This is a genomic window from Bradyrhizobium sp. 187, from assembly GCF_023101005.1.
GTDB classification, from domain to species: Bacteria; Pseudomonadota; Alphaproteobacteria; order Rhizobiales; family Xanthobacteraceae; genus Bradyrhizobium; species Bradyrhizobium canariense_D.
The window spans coordinates 149,432-164,734 of record NZ_CP064693.1 but is presented as its reverse complement, the minus strand read 5'-3'; the positions used below and the strand labels follow the sequence as shown (position 1 = coordinate 164,734).

The 15,303-nt window shown below is 64.9% G+C and carries 15 protein-coding genes; 9 read left to right on the top strand and 6 right to left on the bottom strand.

From position 1 onward, the window contains the following. Positions 1–342 precede the first annotated feature (342 nt). Positions 343–1,119, bottom strand: coding sequence for a DUF1223 domain-containing protein (locus tag IVB19_RS00815; protein ID WP_026233884.1), 777 nt, complete (start codon positions 1,117–1,119; stop codon positions 343–345). 234 nt (positions 1,120–1,353) lie between these two features. Beyond that, positions 1,354–4,074 carry an aconitate hydratase AcnA gene (gene acnA / locus IVB19_RS00810; RefSeq protein WP_247820874.1) on the bottom strand — a complete coding sequence of 907 codons (2,721 nt, stop codon included), beginning with the start codon at positions 4,072–4,074 and terminating at the stop codon, positions 1,354–1,356. A gap of 242 nt (positions 4,075–4,316) precedes the next feature. On the opposite strand from acnA, the gene ccmA reads away from it, so the two are divergent. The 5 genes from ccmA to IVB19_RS00785 all read left to right on the top strand — a co-directional run bounded on the left by ccmA (position 4,317) and on the right by IVB19_RS00785 (position 7,545). Then, positions 4,317–4,919 (top strand): heme ABC exporter ATP-binding protein CcmA, encoded by a 603-nt coding sequence (ccmA, locus tag IVB19_RS00805; RefSeq protein ID WP_026233883.1) that lies wholly within the window; start codon positions 4,317–4,319, stop codon positions 4,917–4,919. Between the two features lie 274 nt (positions 4,920–5,193). Then, positions 5,194–5,862, top strand: a complete 669-nt coding sequence (ccmB, locus tag IVB19_RS00800; RefSeq protein WP_018459818.1) for a heme exporter protein CcmB — start codon at positions 5,194–5,196, stop codon at positions 5,860–5,862. 91 nt (positions 5,863–5,953) lie between these two features. Beyond that, the gene (locus tag IVB19_RS00795; protein WP_018459817.1) at positions 5,954–6,742 is read left to right on the top strand and encodes a heme ABC transporter permease; all 789 of its coding nucleotides are present in this window, start codon (positions 5,954–5,956) and stop codon (positions 6,740–6,742) included. Then, a complete protein-coding gene (gene ccmD / locus IVB19_RS00790) occupies positions 6,739–6,924 on the top strand; it encodes a heme exporter protein CcmD (RefSeq protein ID WP_018459816.1) in 186 nt (61 codons plus the stop codon). Before IVB19_RS00795 ends, ccmD begins: the two co-directional genes overlap by 4 nt. A 24-nt stretch (positions 6,925–6,948) precedes the next feature. Beyond that, the gene (locus tag IVB19_RS00785; protein WP_247489943.1) at positions 6,949–7,545 is read left to right on the top strand and encodes a DsbE family thiol:disulfide interchange protein; all 597 of its coding nucleotides are present in this window, start codon (positions 6,949–6,951) and stop codon (positions 7,543–7,545) included. 179 nt (positions 7,546–7,724) lie between these two features. On the opposite strand, the gene IVB19_RS00780 is transcribed toward IVB19_RS00785, so the two are convergent. Both IVB19_RS00780 and ftsY read right to left on the bottom strand, forming a co-directional pair. Continuing rightward, complete coding sequence (locus IVB19_RS00780; RefSeq protein WP_007598838.1) at positions 7,725–8,327, bottom strand: septation protein A; 603 nt, start codon at positions 8,325–8,327, stop codon at positions 7,725–7,727. A 3-nt stretch (positions 8,328–8,330) separates the two neighbouring features. Then, complete coding sequence (gene ftsY, locus IVB19_RS00775) at positions 8,331–9,278, bottom strand: signal recognition particle-docking protein FtsY (RefSeq protein WP_018459814.1); 948 nt, start codon at positions 9,276–9,278, stop codon at positions 8,331–8,333. Between the two features lie 60 nt (positions 9,279–9,338). Here ftsY and IVB19_RS00770 point away from each other — a divergent pair, with 60 nt between their 5' ends. Both IVB19_RS00770 and IVB19_RS00765 read left to right on the top strand, forming a co-directional pair. Next, positions 9,339–10,040 (top strand): RluA family pseudouridine synthase, encoded by a 702-nt coding sequence (locus IVB19_RS00770; RefSeq protein ID WP_026233882.1) that lies wholly within the window; start codon positions 9,339–9,341, stop codon positions 10,038–10,040. Positions 10,041–10,176: 136 nt separating this feature from the next. Further along, positions 10,177–11,286: a DUF2336 domain-containing protein gene (locus tag IVB19_RS00765; RefSeq protein ID WP_247820872.1), complete on the top strand. Its 1,110-nt coding sequence runs from the start codon at positions 10,177–10,179 to the stop codon at positions 11,284–11,286. Positions 11,287–11,448: 162 nt separating this feature from the next. Here IVB19_RS00765 and mtaB read toward each other — a convergent pair whose 3' ends face one another. Together mtaB and dapF are read right to left on the bottom strand one after the other, a co-directional pair. Beyond that, the gene (gene mtaB / locus IVB19_RS00760) at positions 11,449–12,702 is read right to left on the bottom strand and encodes a tRNA (N(6)-L-threonylcarbamoyladenosine(37)-C(2))-methylthiotransferase MtaB (RefSeq protein ID WP_018459811.1); all 1,254 of its coding nucleotides are present in this window, start codon (positions 12,700–12,702) and stop codon (positions 11,449–11,451) included. Beyond that, positions 12,702–13,577, bottom strand: coding sequence for a diaminopimelate epimerase (gene dapF / locus IVB19_RS00755; protein WP_247475289.1), 876 nt, complete (start codon positions 13,575–13,577; stop codon positions 12,702–12,704). The genes mtaB and dapF overlap by 1 nt, the downstream gene beginning before the upstream one ends. Before the next feature lie 220 nt (positions 13,578–13,797). Between dapF and IVB19_RS00750 the strand changes: the two genes are divergently transcribed. Then, positions 13,798–14,571: a GyrI-like domain-containing protein gene (locus tag IVB19_RS00750; RefSeq protein WP_026233881.1), complete on the top strand. Its 774-nt coding sequence runs from the start codon at positions 13,798–13,800 to the stop codon at positions 14,569–14,571. A 5-nt stretch (positions 14,572–14,576) separates the two neighbouring features. Further along, a complete protein-coding gene (locus IVB19_RS00745) occupies positions 14,577–15,296 on the top strand; it encodes an SIMPL domain-containing protein (protein WP_018459808.1) in 720 nt (239 codons plus the stop codon). The last annotated feature ends 7 nt before the right edge of the window (positions 15,297–15,303 follow it).

Sequence of the window (15,303 nt, the reverse complement as noted above, 5' to 3'; positions counted from 1 at the left end):
ACCTATGTGCGTTGACCCGGTCCTTTCGGTTCCGGATTCCTCAGCCCCCAGCCCCCCGGGGCCGTCAGGATCGGGTCTGTTCGCACGACAAGGAGGGCCAACGCGAGTTGGTCCTTTTTTGTTTGAGTCGAATTGTTTGGGTCGGGATGTTTCTGCCTCGACGGATATCTCAGCATCTCAGCAAAAACCCTTTCCCCTCATCCTGAGGAGCCGCGAAGCGGCGTCTCGAAGGATCGAGGCCGAGCTGCCTCAGCAGGGCCTGCATGGTTCGAGACGGCGCTGACGCGCCTCCTCACCATGAGGATTGAGAGTGTGCTTGAGTCGGACGATTCGAAGTGCGCGTCAGTGCAGCGACGTGTACGCCGCGCCCAGCATCGGGCCCGGTCTCTCCCGGCTGCCGTCCTGGACATAGACCACGGCACCGTCGACGCCGTCACGCGTGAGGTTCTCGATCGGCACCGTCCAGCTTTCCGGGCGGCCGGTCCAGTCGCCGACCTTCAGCAGGTTGCGCACCACGTTGTGATAGATCACTTGCTGTCCGCGATTTTCGCCGCGACTGATCGCGATCGGCACCGACCTCGCAATCGAGCAGATCCAGACCTCGCCGTGGGACGCCGTCGGCTCCTTGCTCGCGGCCACCGAGACGTTGATCTGCTTGCCCGCGAGCGACATCGTCACCGGCACGCTCATCACACCAGTGCCCGTCTCGGTTTTGCCGATGGCGCTTTCGATGCCGGTGCGGTCGCTGCCGACGACATGCGTGGAGCCGTTGACCACGACCTGCGGCGTGTAGACTTCGCGGTCGCCGCGCATGCGCGAATACGCACGCTGCCGTGCAGAGAAGCGCGAATCGGCCAATGTGTCCTTCCAGCCGAGATAGTCCCAATAGTCGATCGGCATGCTCAGCGCGATGATCGAGGGATCGCGGGCGAGGTCGCCGATGATCTTGTCGGCCGGCGGGCAGGAGGAGCAGCCCTGCGAGGTAAACAACTCGACAACGGCGCGGGGATCAGCCTCGGCAGGGCGGATGACGGCGACGATTGCACAGAGACCAAGAGCTCCCGACCAGAGGGCACCGGACCAGCGTGAAACCAGATGAGAAGCCGTCATTGTTGTCATGTCGAACGCCGCACACCATTGCTCGTGAGAGGGAAATCTTACCGCCGGATGGTCACCGTAATCTTACGGGCCTCACACATTTGTTGTCCGTCCAAGAACCGTACAAGGGGAGGTTCTGTGCCGGGCGGGCCCATCTGAAGCCTGCCGCAAACGCGTGAAGGCGGCCTTGTGATAGGCCGCCTTCGTGTAACCTACTACTCACTTCGCAGTGAGCCACCGTTCACAAATCCGCGCTTACGCCGCGAGCTTGCGTAGCACGTAGTGCAGGATGCCGCCGTTGCGGTAGTATTCGAGTTCGTCCAGCGTATCGATGCGGCAGAGCAGCGAAACGCGCTGCAGCGAACCGTCGCCGGAGACGATCTCCGCGGTCAGCTTCTGGCGCGGCTTGAGGTCGCCAACGAGGCCGCGCAGCGTGACCTTCTCGTCGCCCTTCAGACCGAGCGACGACCAGGAGGTGCCGTCCTCGAAGGTCAGCGGCAGCACGCCCATACCGACCAAATTGGAGCGGTGGATGCGCTCGAAGCTCTGGCAGATCACGGCGCGCACGCCGAGCAGACGGGTGCCCTTCGCGGCCCAGTCGCGCGAGGAGCCGTTGCCGTATTCGGCGCCGGCGAACACCACCAGCGGCACCTGCTCCTGCTGGTACTTCATCGCGGCGTCGTAGATCGACATCTGCTCGCCGTCGGGCCAGTGCTTGGTGAGACCGCCTTCCGGAATATTGCCGTCGGCGCCCTTCAGCATGAAGTTCTTGATGCGGATATTGGCGAAGGTGCCGCGCATCATGACTTCGTGGTTGCCGCGCCGCGTGCCGTACTGGTTGAAGTCGGCCGGACGCACCTGGTGCTCGCTGAGATATTTGCCGGCGGGCGAGGTGAGCTTGATCGAACCGGCCGGCGAGATGTGGTCGGTGGTGATCTTGTCGCCGAACATGGCGAGGATGCGGGCCTCGACGATGTCGGTGACCGGCTCCGGCTCCTTCTTCATGCCTTCGAAATAGGGCGGGTTCTGCACATAGGTCGAACTCATGTTCCAGCGATAGGTTTCGCTCTCGACCGTCTTGATCTTGCGCCAGTTGGTGTCGCCCTTGAACACGTCGGCATACTTCTTCTTGAAGATCGACGCGGTCACGAACTTCTTCATGAAGGCGTTGATCTCCTTGGTCGTCGGCCAGATGTCCTTGAGGTAGACCGGCTTGCCGTCCTTGCCTTCACCGAGCGGCTCGACGGCGAGGTTCTTGGTGACGGTGCCCGCGAGCGCGTGGGCGACCACGAGCGGCGGCGAAGCCAGATAGTTCGCCTGCACGTCCGGTGAGACGCGGCCTTCGAAGTTGCGATTGCCGGAGAGCACCGCAGCCGCGACGATGCCGTTGTCGTTGATCGACTTCGAGATCTCCTCGGGCAGCGGACCTGAATTACCGATGCAGGTGGTGCAGCCGAAACCGACCAGGTTGAAGCCGACCTTGTCGAGATCGGCCTGGAGACCGGAATCGGCAAGATAGGCCGCCACCACCTGGCTGCCCGGGGCGAGCGAGGTCTTCACCCACGGCTTTGCCTTGAGGCCCTTCGCGGCGGCGTTGCGCGCCAGAAGACCGGCGCCGATCAGCACGCTCGGGTTCGAGGTGTTGGTGCAGGAGGTGATCGCGGCGATCACGACGTCGCCATGGCCGATGTCGAAGTTCTTGCCGTCGACGGCGAAGCGCTTCCCCGGCTCCTCGGCCTTCTTGTATTCGCTGGCGAGCGCGAGCGAAAAGCCCTCGGCCACGGACGGCAGCGCAATGCGGCCTTCGGGGCGCTTCGGGCCGGCCATCGAGGGCACGACATCACCGAGGTCGAGCGTCAGCGTTTCCGTGAACACCGGATCGGGCGACTTGGCGGTACGGAACAGCCCTTGCGCCTTCGCATAGGCCTGCACCAGCGCGACGCGCGCCGAGGCGCGGCCGGAGGTCTTGAGATAATCCAGTGCGGCGGCATCGACCGGGAAGAAGCCGCAGGTCGCGCCATATTCGGGCGCCATGTTGGCGATGGTTGCCTTGTCTGCGACCGAGAGATGGTCGAGGCCGGGGCCGAAGAACTCCACGAACTTGCCGACGACGCCGAGCTTGCGCAGCATCTGCGTCACCGTCAGCACCAGGTCGGTCGCGGTGACGCCTTCCTTCATCGCGCCCTTCAGCTTGAAGCCGACGACGTTGGGCAGCAGCATCGACAGCGGCTGGCCGAGCATGCAGGCTTCCGCCTCGATGCCGCCGACACCCCAGCCGAGCACGGCAAGGCCGTTGACCATGGTGGTGTGGGAATCGGTGCCAACCAGCGAGTCGGGATACGCGACCTCGAAGGTGCCGGTCTTCTTGCCGACCGTCATCTTCTCCTTCTTGGTCCACACCGTCTGGGAGAGATATTCGAGATTGACCTGGTGGCAGATGCCGGTGCCGGGCGGCACGACGGAGAAGTTCGAGAACGCCTTCTGGCCCCATTTCAGGAACTCGTAGCGCTCCTGGTTCTGCTTGTATTCCTCGGTGACGTTCTTGCCGAAGGCCTTGTTGTCCCCGAAGAAGTTCACGATCACGGAGTGGTCGATGACGAGATCGACCGGCACCAGCGGATTGATCTTCTCGGCGTCGCCCCCGAGCTTCTGCATCGCGTTGCGCATCGCGGCGAGATCGACCACGGCGGGCACGCCGGTGAAGTCCTGCATCAGCACGCGCGCCGGGCGGAAGGCGATCTCATGCTCCAGCGACTTCTTGCGCAGCCACTTCGACACCGCGACGATGTCTTCCTTCTTGACCGAGCGGCCGTCCTCGTTGCGGAGCAGGTTCTCGAGCAAAACCTTCATCGAGTAGGGGAGTTTCGAAATTCCCTTCAGACCATTCTTCCCGGCCGTGGGCAGGCTGTAATAGACATAGGTCTTGGCGCCGACCTTGAGGGTCTTTTTGCATTTGAAGCTGTCGAGCGAGGTCATGTAGGAAATCCCAATTGTCAGTTATACCCGGCAGGGTATTTTAACACCGTCAGCGTAGGCAGGCTGAGTCACTTGCAGGGGCAGGTTGAGTTGCCGCATCAAGTAGTTCCGGGCTTATAGAAGCTTTCTAACCGCGCCGCCACAGCCACAATCGTGCCGCGGCAATCCGCGAGCCAAAAATTCCCATACGCTACCCCAAGTTTTCCTGAGGCCTGGCTTTGAGCGGATCGATACGAGGCAAGATGCAGCTTTCCGGACGCGGGGTCAGTTGCGTGCGGGGCGGGCGCGAGGTGTTTTCCGCGCTCGATTTCGAGGCCGGCTCCGGCGAAGCCGTGGCGGTCGTCGGCCGCAACGGATCGGGCAAGACCTCGCTGCTGAGGCTGATCGCGGGCCTGCTCATTCCGGCGAGCGGCACGATCGCGCTGGACGGGGGTGACGCCGAGCTGACGTTGCCGGAGCAATGCCACTATCTGGGTCATCGCGACGCCCTGAAGCCAGCCCTGAGCGTGGCGGAGAATCTGACGTTCTGGGCCGATTTTCTCGGCGGCGAGCGTTTCGACACCGGCAAGGGACTCGCCACCGTCGGGCTCGACCATGCCGCCGATCTGCCCGCCGCCTTCCTGTCCGCCGGCCAGCGCCGCCGGCTGTCGCTGGCCCGCCTGCTCACCGTCCGCCGCCCCGTCTGGCTGTTGGACGAGCCGACCACGGCGCTCGATGTCGCGGGACAGGACATGTTTTCCGGATTGATGCGCGGGCACTTGGCGCGCGGCGGCCTGATCGTCGCCGCCACCCATGCCCCGCTCGGGATCGATTCGCGGGAGCTGCGGATCGGGGGTGCGGCGTGATTCGGGTCGACCCTCAGGTTTCCAAGCGGCCGAACTCCGCCCTCTCCGTTCCCTCCCCCCTTGTGGGGGAGGGTCAGGGAGGGGGGTGCCACACGGCGCACTCTCTCGGTTCTCGCGTTCGGCAGGCGGGCGCTCCGTTGCTAGCAGCCCGCACCCAAGAACCATCTTCCTCGGGGCTACCCCCCTCCCCCGCCCTCCCCCACAAGGGGGGAGGGAGCGCAGCTCGCCCGGCGCAACCGGCCGACGCTGCCTCCTCACCTCTGGGAGCAGTGGCATGACCGCCCTGTCTGCCCTCATCCGCCGGGATATCCGGATCGCGCTCCGCGTCGGGGGCGGGGCGTTGATTGGCGTGCTGTTCTTTCTGACGGTGGTGGTGCTGATGCCGTTTGCTGTGGGGCCGGACCTGGCACTGCTGTCGCGGCTCGGACCCGCCATCCTGTGGCTGGGGGCGCTGCTGGCGAGCCTGCTGACCCTGGACCGGCTGTTCATGGCCGACCACGAGGACGGCTCGCTCGACCTGATCACGATGAGCCGGACCCCGCTGGAACTCGCCTGCGCGTCGAAAGCGCTGGCGCATTGGCTGGCCGCCGGCCTGCCGCTGATCGTCGCAACCCCCGTGCTCGGCCTGCTGCTCAACCTCGACATGGTCGCAACCGGTGCTGTGGCGCTGACACTGCTCGCCGGCACCCCGGCGCTGACATTTACCGGGATGGTCGGTGCGGCGCTGGCGGTGACGCTGCATCGTGGCGGCTTGCTGATAGCTGTCCTGGTGCTGCCGCTGTCGATACCGGTGCTGATCTTCGGCGTCGCAGCCTCGCAGGCGGCGATCGTCGGACCCATGACGTTCGGCGCGCCGTTCTCGATCCTGTGCGCGCTGTCGCTGGTCAGTCTCGTGATCGGCCCCTTCGCGGCTGCGGCGAGCCTGAAGCATGGGCTGGATTGAGATGGGCTGGACTGACCTTGACCCCGATCAACTTTCGCTGCGGACTTTCGTGCTGATTGCGTGAGCGCTTACCGGTGATTATCAGGATACCATGACGCTGATCGACCTCGCCAACCCCACACGGTTCCTCGCGCTGACGGCGCGGCTGCTGCCATGGCTTGCGGCCGCGACCATCATCCTGCTCGCGATCGGGCTCTATCAGTCTGCCACCGCACCCGACGACTATCAGCAGGGCGCGACGGTAAAGATCATGTTCATCCACGTGCCTAATGCCTGGCTGTCGATGTTCGTATGGGGCGTGATGAGCATTGCCTCGCTCGGCACGCTGGTGTGGCGGCATCCGCTTGCCGACGTCGCCGCCAAAGCGGCCGCCCCGATCGGCGCCAGCTTCACCTTCCTTGCGCTGCTCACGGGCTCGCTGTGGGGCCGGCCGATGTGGGGCACCTATTGGGAATGGGACGCGCGGCTGACCTCGGTGCTGATCCTGTTCCTGATGTATCTCGGCCTGATGGCGCTGTGGCGCGCGGTCGACGAGCCCTCCCGCGCGGCGCGCGCCGCCGCCGTGCTGACCCTAGTCGGCGCCATCAACCTGCCCATCATCAAGTTCTCGGTCGACTGGTGGAACACGCTGCACCAGCCGGCCTCGGTGATGCGGATGGGCGGCTCGTCGCTCGACAGATCATTCCTGATTCCGTTGCTGGTGATGGCGGTCGCGTTTACCCTGCTGTTCGTCACGCTGCATCTGGCTGCGATGCGCAACGAGATTTTGCGACGGCGCGTGCGGTCCCTGCAGATGATGCAGGCGAGCCGTGTGGCGTTTGCAGAAGTCGGCACCGGCTCGCGTGAAGGCAGCACGTCAAAAGAAGCTGGGGCTGCATGATCATGTCGCTCGGTCCCTATGCGTCTTTCATCGTGACATCCTATGCCGCGGCCGCCCTTGTGGTCGTGATCCTGATCGGCTGGATCGTGCTCGATCATCGTAGCCAGACACAGCGCCTGCGCGAGCTCGAGCGCAGCGGCGTGACCCGCCGCTCCGGCCGTAGCGCGACGGATCGGCCATGAGAGATCGAGCATGAGAGATCAATCATGAGCGAGCAATCGACGTCCGCTCCGCCGCAGCGCCGCACCTTCCTGATGGCGCTGCCGCTGATCGCCTTCATCGGCTTGGCGCTGCTGTTCTGGTTCCGGCTCGGCAGCGGCGATCCCTCGCGAATTCCGTCTGCGCTGATCGGACGCCCCGCGCCGCAAACCACGCTGCCGCCGCTCGAGGGATTGCAGGCTGACAATGTGCAGATCCCCGGCCTCGATCCCGCCGCGTTCAAGGGCAAGGTCAGCCTCGTCAATGTCTGGGCGTCCTGGTGCGTGCCGTGCCACGACGAGGCGCCGCTGCTGACCGAATTGGCAAAAGACAAGCGCTTCCAGCTCGTCGGTATCAACTACAAGGATGCCGCCGACAATGCGCGGCGCTTCCTGGGGCGCTACGGCAACCCGTTCGGCCACGTCGGCGTCGATGCCAACGGCCGCGCCTCGATCGAATGGGGTGTCTATGGCGTGCCGGAGACCTTTGTCGTCGGTCGCGAAGGCACCATCGTCTACAAGCTGGTGGGACCGATCACGCCGGAGAATTTGCGGACGGTGCTGTTGCCGCAGATGGAGAACGCGTTGAAGGCGGCGGGGAGCTAGCTCTGTCGTCAGTGTGAGCGAAGGACCCAACCCCAAACACCGCTGTCATGCCCCGGCTTGACCGGGGCATCCAGTACGCCGCGGCCTCTCCGTATCTCACAACCGTCTCTGGAATACTGGATCGCCCCGGCGATGACAGTTGAGTGTGTGGCCGCAACCGGCAATGATGAGTTGAGAGCTCAACCCTTCCTCACATCGCCCGCCTCGGCCTCGCTCGCTTCCAGCGACGCCGGCTCGAGGTGATAGCGCTTGGTCAGCGGCATCTGGGCGATGGCGAAGATCATGGTGATCGGCGTGACGCCGAACACCTTGAAGTTGACCCAGAAGTCGGTGCTCTGGGTGCGCCAGACGATCTCGTTCAACACCGCCATGCCGGCGAAGAACAGCGCCCAGCGCAGCGTCAGGATGCGCCAGCCCTGCGGCGTCAAATTGAACATCTGGTCGAACATGACGGCGATGAAGGAGCGGCCGAACAACAGGCCGCCGCCGAGGATCGCGGCGAACAAAGCGTAGATGATGGTCGGCTTGAGCTTGATGAAGGTCTCGTCGTGGAGCACCAAGGTCAGCGTGCCGAACACCAGCACGATGACGCCCGTCACGATCGCCATGATCGGAATGTGGCGCGTCACCACATAGGAGGCGATCATCGCCGCGACGATCGCGACCATGAAGGCGCCGGTCGCTGCGAACAGATTGAACTTCGCATTGACGAAGAAGAACACGAGCAGCGGGCCGAGCTCGGTCGCAAGCTTGAACAGCGGATGCGGCTGGGTCTTGTCCATTCTTCAGCTTTCGATTCCGGCAATGGCGCGGGCGAAATCACGCGCGGTGAACGGCGCGAGATCGTCGACGCCTTCGCCGACGCCGATGAAATGCACCGGCAGTTTGAATTTCTCCGCGAGCGCCACCAGAATGCCGCCGCGGGCGGTGCCGTCGAGCTTCGTCATCACGAGACCGGTGACCCCTGCGGTGCGATGGAAGGCCTCGACCTGCGACAGCGCGTTCTGGCCGACAGTGGCGTCCAGCACAAGCAGCACCGCATGCGGTGCAGTCGCGTCCACCTTGCGGATGACGCGCACGACCTTTTCGAGCTCGTTCATCAGCTCGGCCTTGTTCTGAAGCCGCCCGGCGGTGTCGATCAGGAGCAGGTCGACGGCCTGCTCCTTCGCCGCCGTCAGCGCGTTGAAGGCGAGGCTCGCCGAATCCGAGCCTTGCGCGCCTGATATGACGGGCGTCCTGGTGCGCTCGCCCCAGACCTTGAGCTGTTCGATCGCCGCCGCGCGAAAGGTGTCGCCGGCGGCCAGCATCACCTTGCGGCCTTCGGACGCGAATTTTTGCGAGAGTTTTCCGATGGTGGTGGTCTTGCCGGAGCCGTTGACGCCGACCACGAGGATGACGAACGGCTTCTTGCCGGCGTCGATCTCGAGCGGCTTCGCCACCGCCGCCAGCACCTTCTCGACCTCGGTCGCGACGACGTCCTTGACCTCGTCCGCCGAGATCGCCTTGTCGTAGCGTCCCGTGCCAACCGCATCCGCGATCCGCACCGCGACCGAGGTGCCGAGGTCGGCGCGCAGCAGCACGTCCTCGATATCGTCGAGCATGGCGCGGTCGAGCTTGCGCTTGGTGACGAGGTCGGCGACCGCGGTCCCGAGCGAGGACGAGGTGCGCTTCAGCCCGTCGGACAGGCGGCGCCACCAGCTCAGCTTGGGGGTCTCGGGGGTGGTATCGTTCATGGTGGCGGTGTGTTAGCCGTTCCGGCTCGCAAACGAAAGTCTTGACCGAAAGTCCTGCAATTGCTCGATGTTCCCGAATTGACGGCCGACGAAATCCTGGCGCGCGTGCTCCATCGCGACGGATTGATGCTGGTCATCGACAAGCCGGCCGGCCTGCCGGTGCATCGCGGACCCAAGGGCGGTGCCAATCTGGAAACCTCCTTCGAGGCGCTTCGTTTCGGCCTGCCGCGGCCGCCGGTGCTGGCCCACCGGCTGGACAAGGACACCTCGGGTTGCCTCGTGCTCGGCCGCCATCGCAAGGCGACGGCGTCGCTCGGCCTGCTGTTCAAGCATGGCAAGATCGGCAAGACCTACTGGACCATCGTCGAGAGCGGCCCCACCGAGGACGAAGGCACCATCGACATGCCGCTCGGACGGCTGAACGCCGAGCGAGGCTGGTGGCAGAAGCCCGATCCCGAGGGCCAGAAGGCCATCACCAACTGGAAGGTGATGGGCCGGGGCGATGGCCTGACCTGGCTCGCCATGGAACCGGTGACCGGGCGGACCCATCAATTGCGGGTGCATTCGTCGGCGACCGGCTGGCCGATCTTCGGCGACAACATTTACGGCAACGGCCCGCGCTTCGGCGAGCCGAAGCTGCACCTGCATTCCCGCGAGATCGTGGTACCGATCTCCCGCAACAAGGAGCCGGTCCGCGTGGTGGCGCCTGCCCCGCCCCACATGCACGAGCGGCTCCGCGCCTGCGGGTGGAACGGGGAGTAGCCCGACTGCTCGCCCCTCATGGTGAGGAGGCCGCGCAGCGCCCCCTATAGTTTACGAAACGTTCAGTGCTCGTCTCTAATGATAGCGGTTGCTTAGAACAAGCTTCCGTCAATCTGCTCAGGACGAGCTGCGCGTCATGTCCACGGCCGAGTTATCGATCATCGACGAGGTCGAGTCCGCGCTTCGGACTGGCTCGGCGGAAAAGGGCCTGGCAACAGCCCGCCGCGTCACCGACCTGTTCCTGTCCTCCGCCGGCAGTTTCGACGACGAGCAGATCGCACTGTTTGACGACGTGCTCGATCGCCTGATCGGCACCATCGAGCTCCGCGCCATCGCCGACATGGGCGCGCGCGTAGCGCTCGCCGAGATCAGCGCGCAGCTCGCGCCGATCGCGCAGGCGCCGCCATCGGTCATTCGCCGCCTCGCCAACAATGACGAAATCCGCATCGCTGGTCCCGTGCTGCAGGAATCCGCGCGCCTCGACGACGGCGCGCTGGTGCAGATCGCATCATCCAAGGGCGAGCCGCATCTGCTCGCGGTCGCCGGACGCTGGTGGCTGAAGGAGATCGTCACCGATGCATTGCTGGCGCGACGTTATCCCAGCGTCAGCCGGCGGCTCGCCGCCAATCCCGGCGCGCGCGTCTCCGGAAGCGGATTTGCCGTCATCGTCGGACAGGCGGAGGCCGATCCCGAGCTCGCTGTCAGCGTCGGCGTCCGCGTCGATTTGCCGTCAGACCTGCGCCGTCAATTGCTGCGCTCGGCGAGCGAGGCCGTGCGGACCCGCCTGTTGTCGCGCGCGCCGCCGCATCTGTTCGAGGAGATCCAGAGCGCGATCGCCGCAGTCACCGTCGGTGTCGAGCGCGAGATGTCGGGTGTCCGCGATTTCGAAGGCGCCAAGCGCGCCGTCGCAGGTCTCAGGGCGACCGGCCAGCTCAGCGAAGCGACGCTGCTCGGCTTCGCAACACAGCGCCATTATGAAGAAGCGGTGGCCGCATTGGCGGCATTGTCGGGATCGACTGTCGAAGTCATCCGCCCGCTGATGCAAAGCCTGCGCGAGGACGGCCTGCTGGTGCCGTGCAAGGCAGCGCAGCTCAGCTGGGAAACCACCGCCGCCGTGCTCGAAAGCCGCTTTGCGAGCGGCGCGATGAAGCCGGCCGATATCGCAAGGGCTCAAAGCCATTACGCGCGCATGACCCCGGAGAATGCGCGGCGGACGCTGCGCTTCTGGCAGGTGCGGGCGTTGTAGTTTTTCCCTCTCCCCTTGTGGGAGAGGGTGGCTCGCCGCGCAGCGGCGAGACGGGTGAGGGGTCTCTCTCCGCGAGTCCACATTGAGTTGAGTACGCGGAAGCAACCCCTCATCCGGCGCTTCGCGCCACCTTCTCCCACAAGGGGAGAAGGGAAGGAAGCATCACACCGTCAGCCGCGCGCCATCGCGACCGGCAATCCGCAGCGACACCACACTCCCCACACGCTCGCCCGCAATCGCCACCGGCAGATAATGCTCCGTCCGTCCCTGACCGTCGCTCTCGATCAGCACCTCACGCGTGGCGCCTATCTCGGCTTGCAGCCGCTGCAGGAGCGCGGTCTCACCGGCCGAGCGCAGCCGCTTCGCACGCTCCTTGATTGCACCGCCCGCCACCTGTGGCATCCGCGCGGCCGGCGTGCCGGGACGCGGCGAATAGGGGAAGACGTGGAGGAACGTCAGGCCGCATTGCTCGACCAGATCGAGCGAGCGCGAGAACATCTCCTCGGTCTCGGTCGGAAAGCCCGCGATGATGTCGGCCCCCAGCGCGATATCCGGGCGCAGCCGGCGGACCTGGTCGCAGAACGCGATGGCGTCGCCGCGCGTATGCCGCCGCTTCATGCGCTTCAAGATCATGTCGTCGCCGGACTGCAGCGACAGGTGCAGATGCGGCATCAGCCGCGAATCCTCAGCAATTGCATCCAACAGATCGCTGTCCGCCTCGATCGAATCGATAGAGGAGATGCGCAGGCGCCTCAGCTCCGGCACATGCCGCAAAATCTGCTTCGTCAGCATGCCGAGCTTGGGCGTGCCCGGCAGGTCAGTGCCGTAGCTGGTGAGGTCGACGCCCGTCAGCACGATCTCGGCATGGCCGCGCTCGGCCAATGCCCGGACCTGATCGACCACGGCGCCCATCGGCACCGAGCGCGAATTGCCGCGCCCGAACGGAATGATGCAAAAGGTGCAGCGATGGTCGCAGCCGTTCTGCACCTGCACGAACACGCGGGGCAGCCCGCTCGCAAAGCCGTCGATGAGATGCGGCGCCATCTCCTTCACCGCCATGATGTCGCTGACGGCGATTTTTTCGCTCGTACCGAGATCGAACGCCGTACGCGCCTCGCGCCACGCAGACGACCGCATCTTGTCGTCATTGCCGACGACGCGATCGACCTCGGCCATCTCGGCGAACATGCCGCTTTGCGTCTGCGCCGCGCAACCGGTGACGACGATGCGCGCTCCCGGCCGCTCGCGCTTCAATTTGCGGATCGACTGCCTCGCCTGCGCCACCGCTTCGTTGGTGACGGCGCAGCTGTTGATGACGATGGCATCTGAAAGGCCCGCGCCCTCGGCCTCGCGGCGGATCACCTCGGCCTCGAAAGCATTGAGGCGGCATCCGAAGGTGACGATGTCGACGCTCATCACCCGACCGGCGCGAACAGCGCCGGATCGAAACGGCCTTCATATTCGAAGCTCGCCGTGCCCGTCATCAGCACGTGATCGTCGCGCTCGCGCCATTCGATCCCGAGCTTGCCGCCGGGCAGCGTGATCTCGACATTGCGCTCGGCGCGCTTCAGCCGCGCCGCCGCGACCGCCGTGGCACATGCGGCCGAGCCGCAGGCCCTGGTTAGGCCGGCGCCGCGCTCCCAGGTGCGGATCGTGATGTGCTGGGGATCGACGATATGGGCTAGCGTGATGTTGGCGCGCTCCGGGAAGATCGGATGGTTCTCCAGCAGCGGACCGAAACGCTCGAGGTCGTAGGCGTTGACGTCATCGACCCAGAAGATCGCATGCGGATTGCCCATGCTGACCACCGAGGGCGAATGCAGGATCGGATTGTCGATCGGGCCGATCTGCAATTCGATGTAGCGGGTGTCACGAAATTCCTGGTCGAGCGGAATGTCCTGCCAGCCGAACTTCGGCGCGCCCATGTCCACCGTATAAAGATCCGGCGCCGGACCCTGCCAGGCATTGAGCAGGCCCGCGGCCGTCTCGAACGTTGCCGTGCTCTGGCCGGTCTTTTCGAAGATGCGCCGCACGACGCAGCGCATGCCGTTGCCGCAGGCGCCGGCCTCGGAGCCGTCTCTGTTGTAGATGCTGATGAACGCTTCGGTGCCGTCGAAGCGCGGCTTCTGCAGCACCATGAGTTGGTCGTAGGGCACGCCGCCTCGCGGCGATGCCACCGCGCGGGCATCGTCCGGGGTGACCTTTGAGGTGGAATCGCGCATGTCGACAACGACGATCTCGTTGCCGATGCCGTTCATCTTGGCAAATGCGTGGTTGGCCAGCGCGCTCATGAAAATTCCCGAATTTCGCCTGCCTTATATGGCGATCCTTGGCCCTCTTGGCCAGTGATTTGCCGACAAGAGCCAGGACGCTGCCATGACGCATCTGTCATGGGACGAATTCGGCGCTCGCGTGTTAGAACGGCGCAATTCGCGCGATCCGGGACATGCGGCCGGGCTAAGGCTTCGGGGACGTAAGGCCTTGGCGGATAAGCTATTGGGGAGAATAAAAATGTTCAGGTTTCGTCGTCTCGTTTTGGCCGCGCTGATCCCGGCAGCGGCCTTGTCGTTTAGTCTGTCCGCCACGCTGGCCCAAACGCCGAGCCCGGCACCGGCCGCATCAGCGAGCCCCTCGCCGGCCCCGTCGGCTTCGCCCGCCCCGGCCGCGAGCGCTGCCCCCGTCGCCACGCCCTCGCCGGCGGCCAGCGCCACGCCAAGCCCTGCAACGTCCCCTGCAACCTCGCCCTCGCCAGCCGCCAGTGCGTCACCCAGCCCGGCCACTCCGCCCCCGGCTGCCGCCGCGACGCCGGCTCCCGTGCAGACGGCCGATCCTTTCGGCCAGGAGACCACGCTCGAGTCCAAGAAGGTTTTGATGGTCAAGGGCACTGCCAATTGGGACTCGGCCTTCGACACGCTGATTGACGCCTTCAAGGCGCTGAACACGCTGCTGGACAAGCAGGGCATCAAGCACGCCGGCAATTCGATGATCGTCTACACCTCGACCGACGACACCGGCTTCACCTTCCTAGCCGAGATCCCGGTCGAGCAGGACCCGAAGAACCTGCCCAAGGACATGAGCGTCGGCAAATCGCCGGAGGGCAAGGCGCTGAAATTCGTTCATCGCGGCTCCTACGACAACATGGACAACACCTATGAGGCGATCACCAATCATCTCGACGACAAGAAGCTGGAAGCCAAGGACACCTTCATCGAGGAATACCTCACCGATCCCCTGAAGACGGCGGAGGACAAGCTCGTGATCAATGTTTTCGTGCCGCTGAAGTGAAACCGATGAAAAAGCCTGCCATCCTTTTGACCTCCCTTGTTGCGTCCTTTGCCGCCACGATGCTGGCAACGCCTGCGCTCGCCGACGATTTTCCGTCCGCGATTTCGGTGAGCGGCGAAGCCACGATCTCCGCCGCGCCTGATCTGGCGCAGATCGACGCCGGCGTCGCCAACGACGCCAAGTCTGCGAAGGAAGCCTCCGACGCCAACAACGCCGCGATGGGCAAGGTGCTGCTGGCGCTGAAGGGCGCAGGCATTGACGAGAAGGACTACCAGACCTCGCGGCTGTCGCTGCAGCCGCAATACGGCCAGAACAAATCCACCGGCGCCTCGCCCGTGGTCGGCTTCCGCGCCTCAAACCGCGTCACCGTGAAGATCCGCGACGTGACCAAGGTCGCCGCCATCATCGACACGCTGGTCGGCGCCGGCGCCAATGATATCGGCAACATCTCCTTCGAGGTTACGCAGGCCTCGAAACTGCTCGACGATGCCCGCGAGAAAGCTGTCGCAGACGCCCGCCGCAAAGCGGAGATCTACGCCAAGGCGACCGGCGTCACGCTGGGTGCACCGCTCAGCGTCTCCGAAGGCGGCGCCCCGATGCCGCTGTTCAAGGGACGCATGGCCGCAGCTCCCATGGCCGTACCGCAGGCCGCGGTCGCGCCGGGCGAGGAAACGCTAGCGGTGACGGTGAATGTGAGCTGGGCGATCAAGGCGAAAGAGCAGTAGGGGCAGC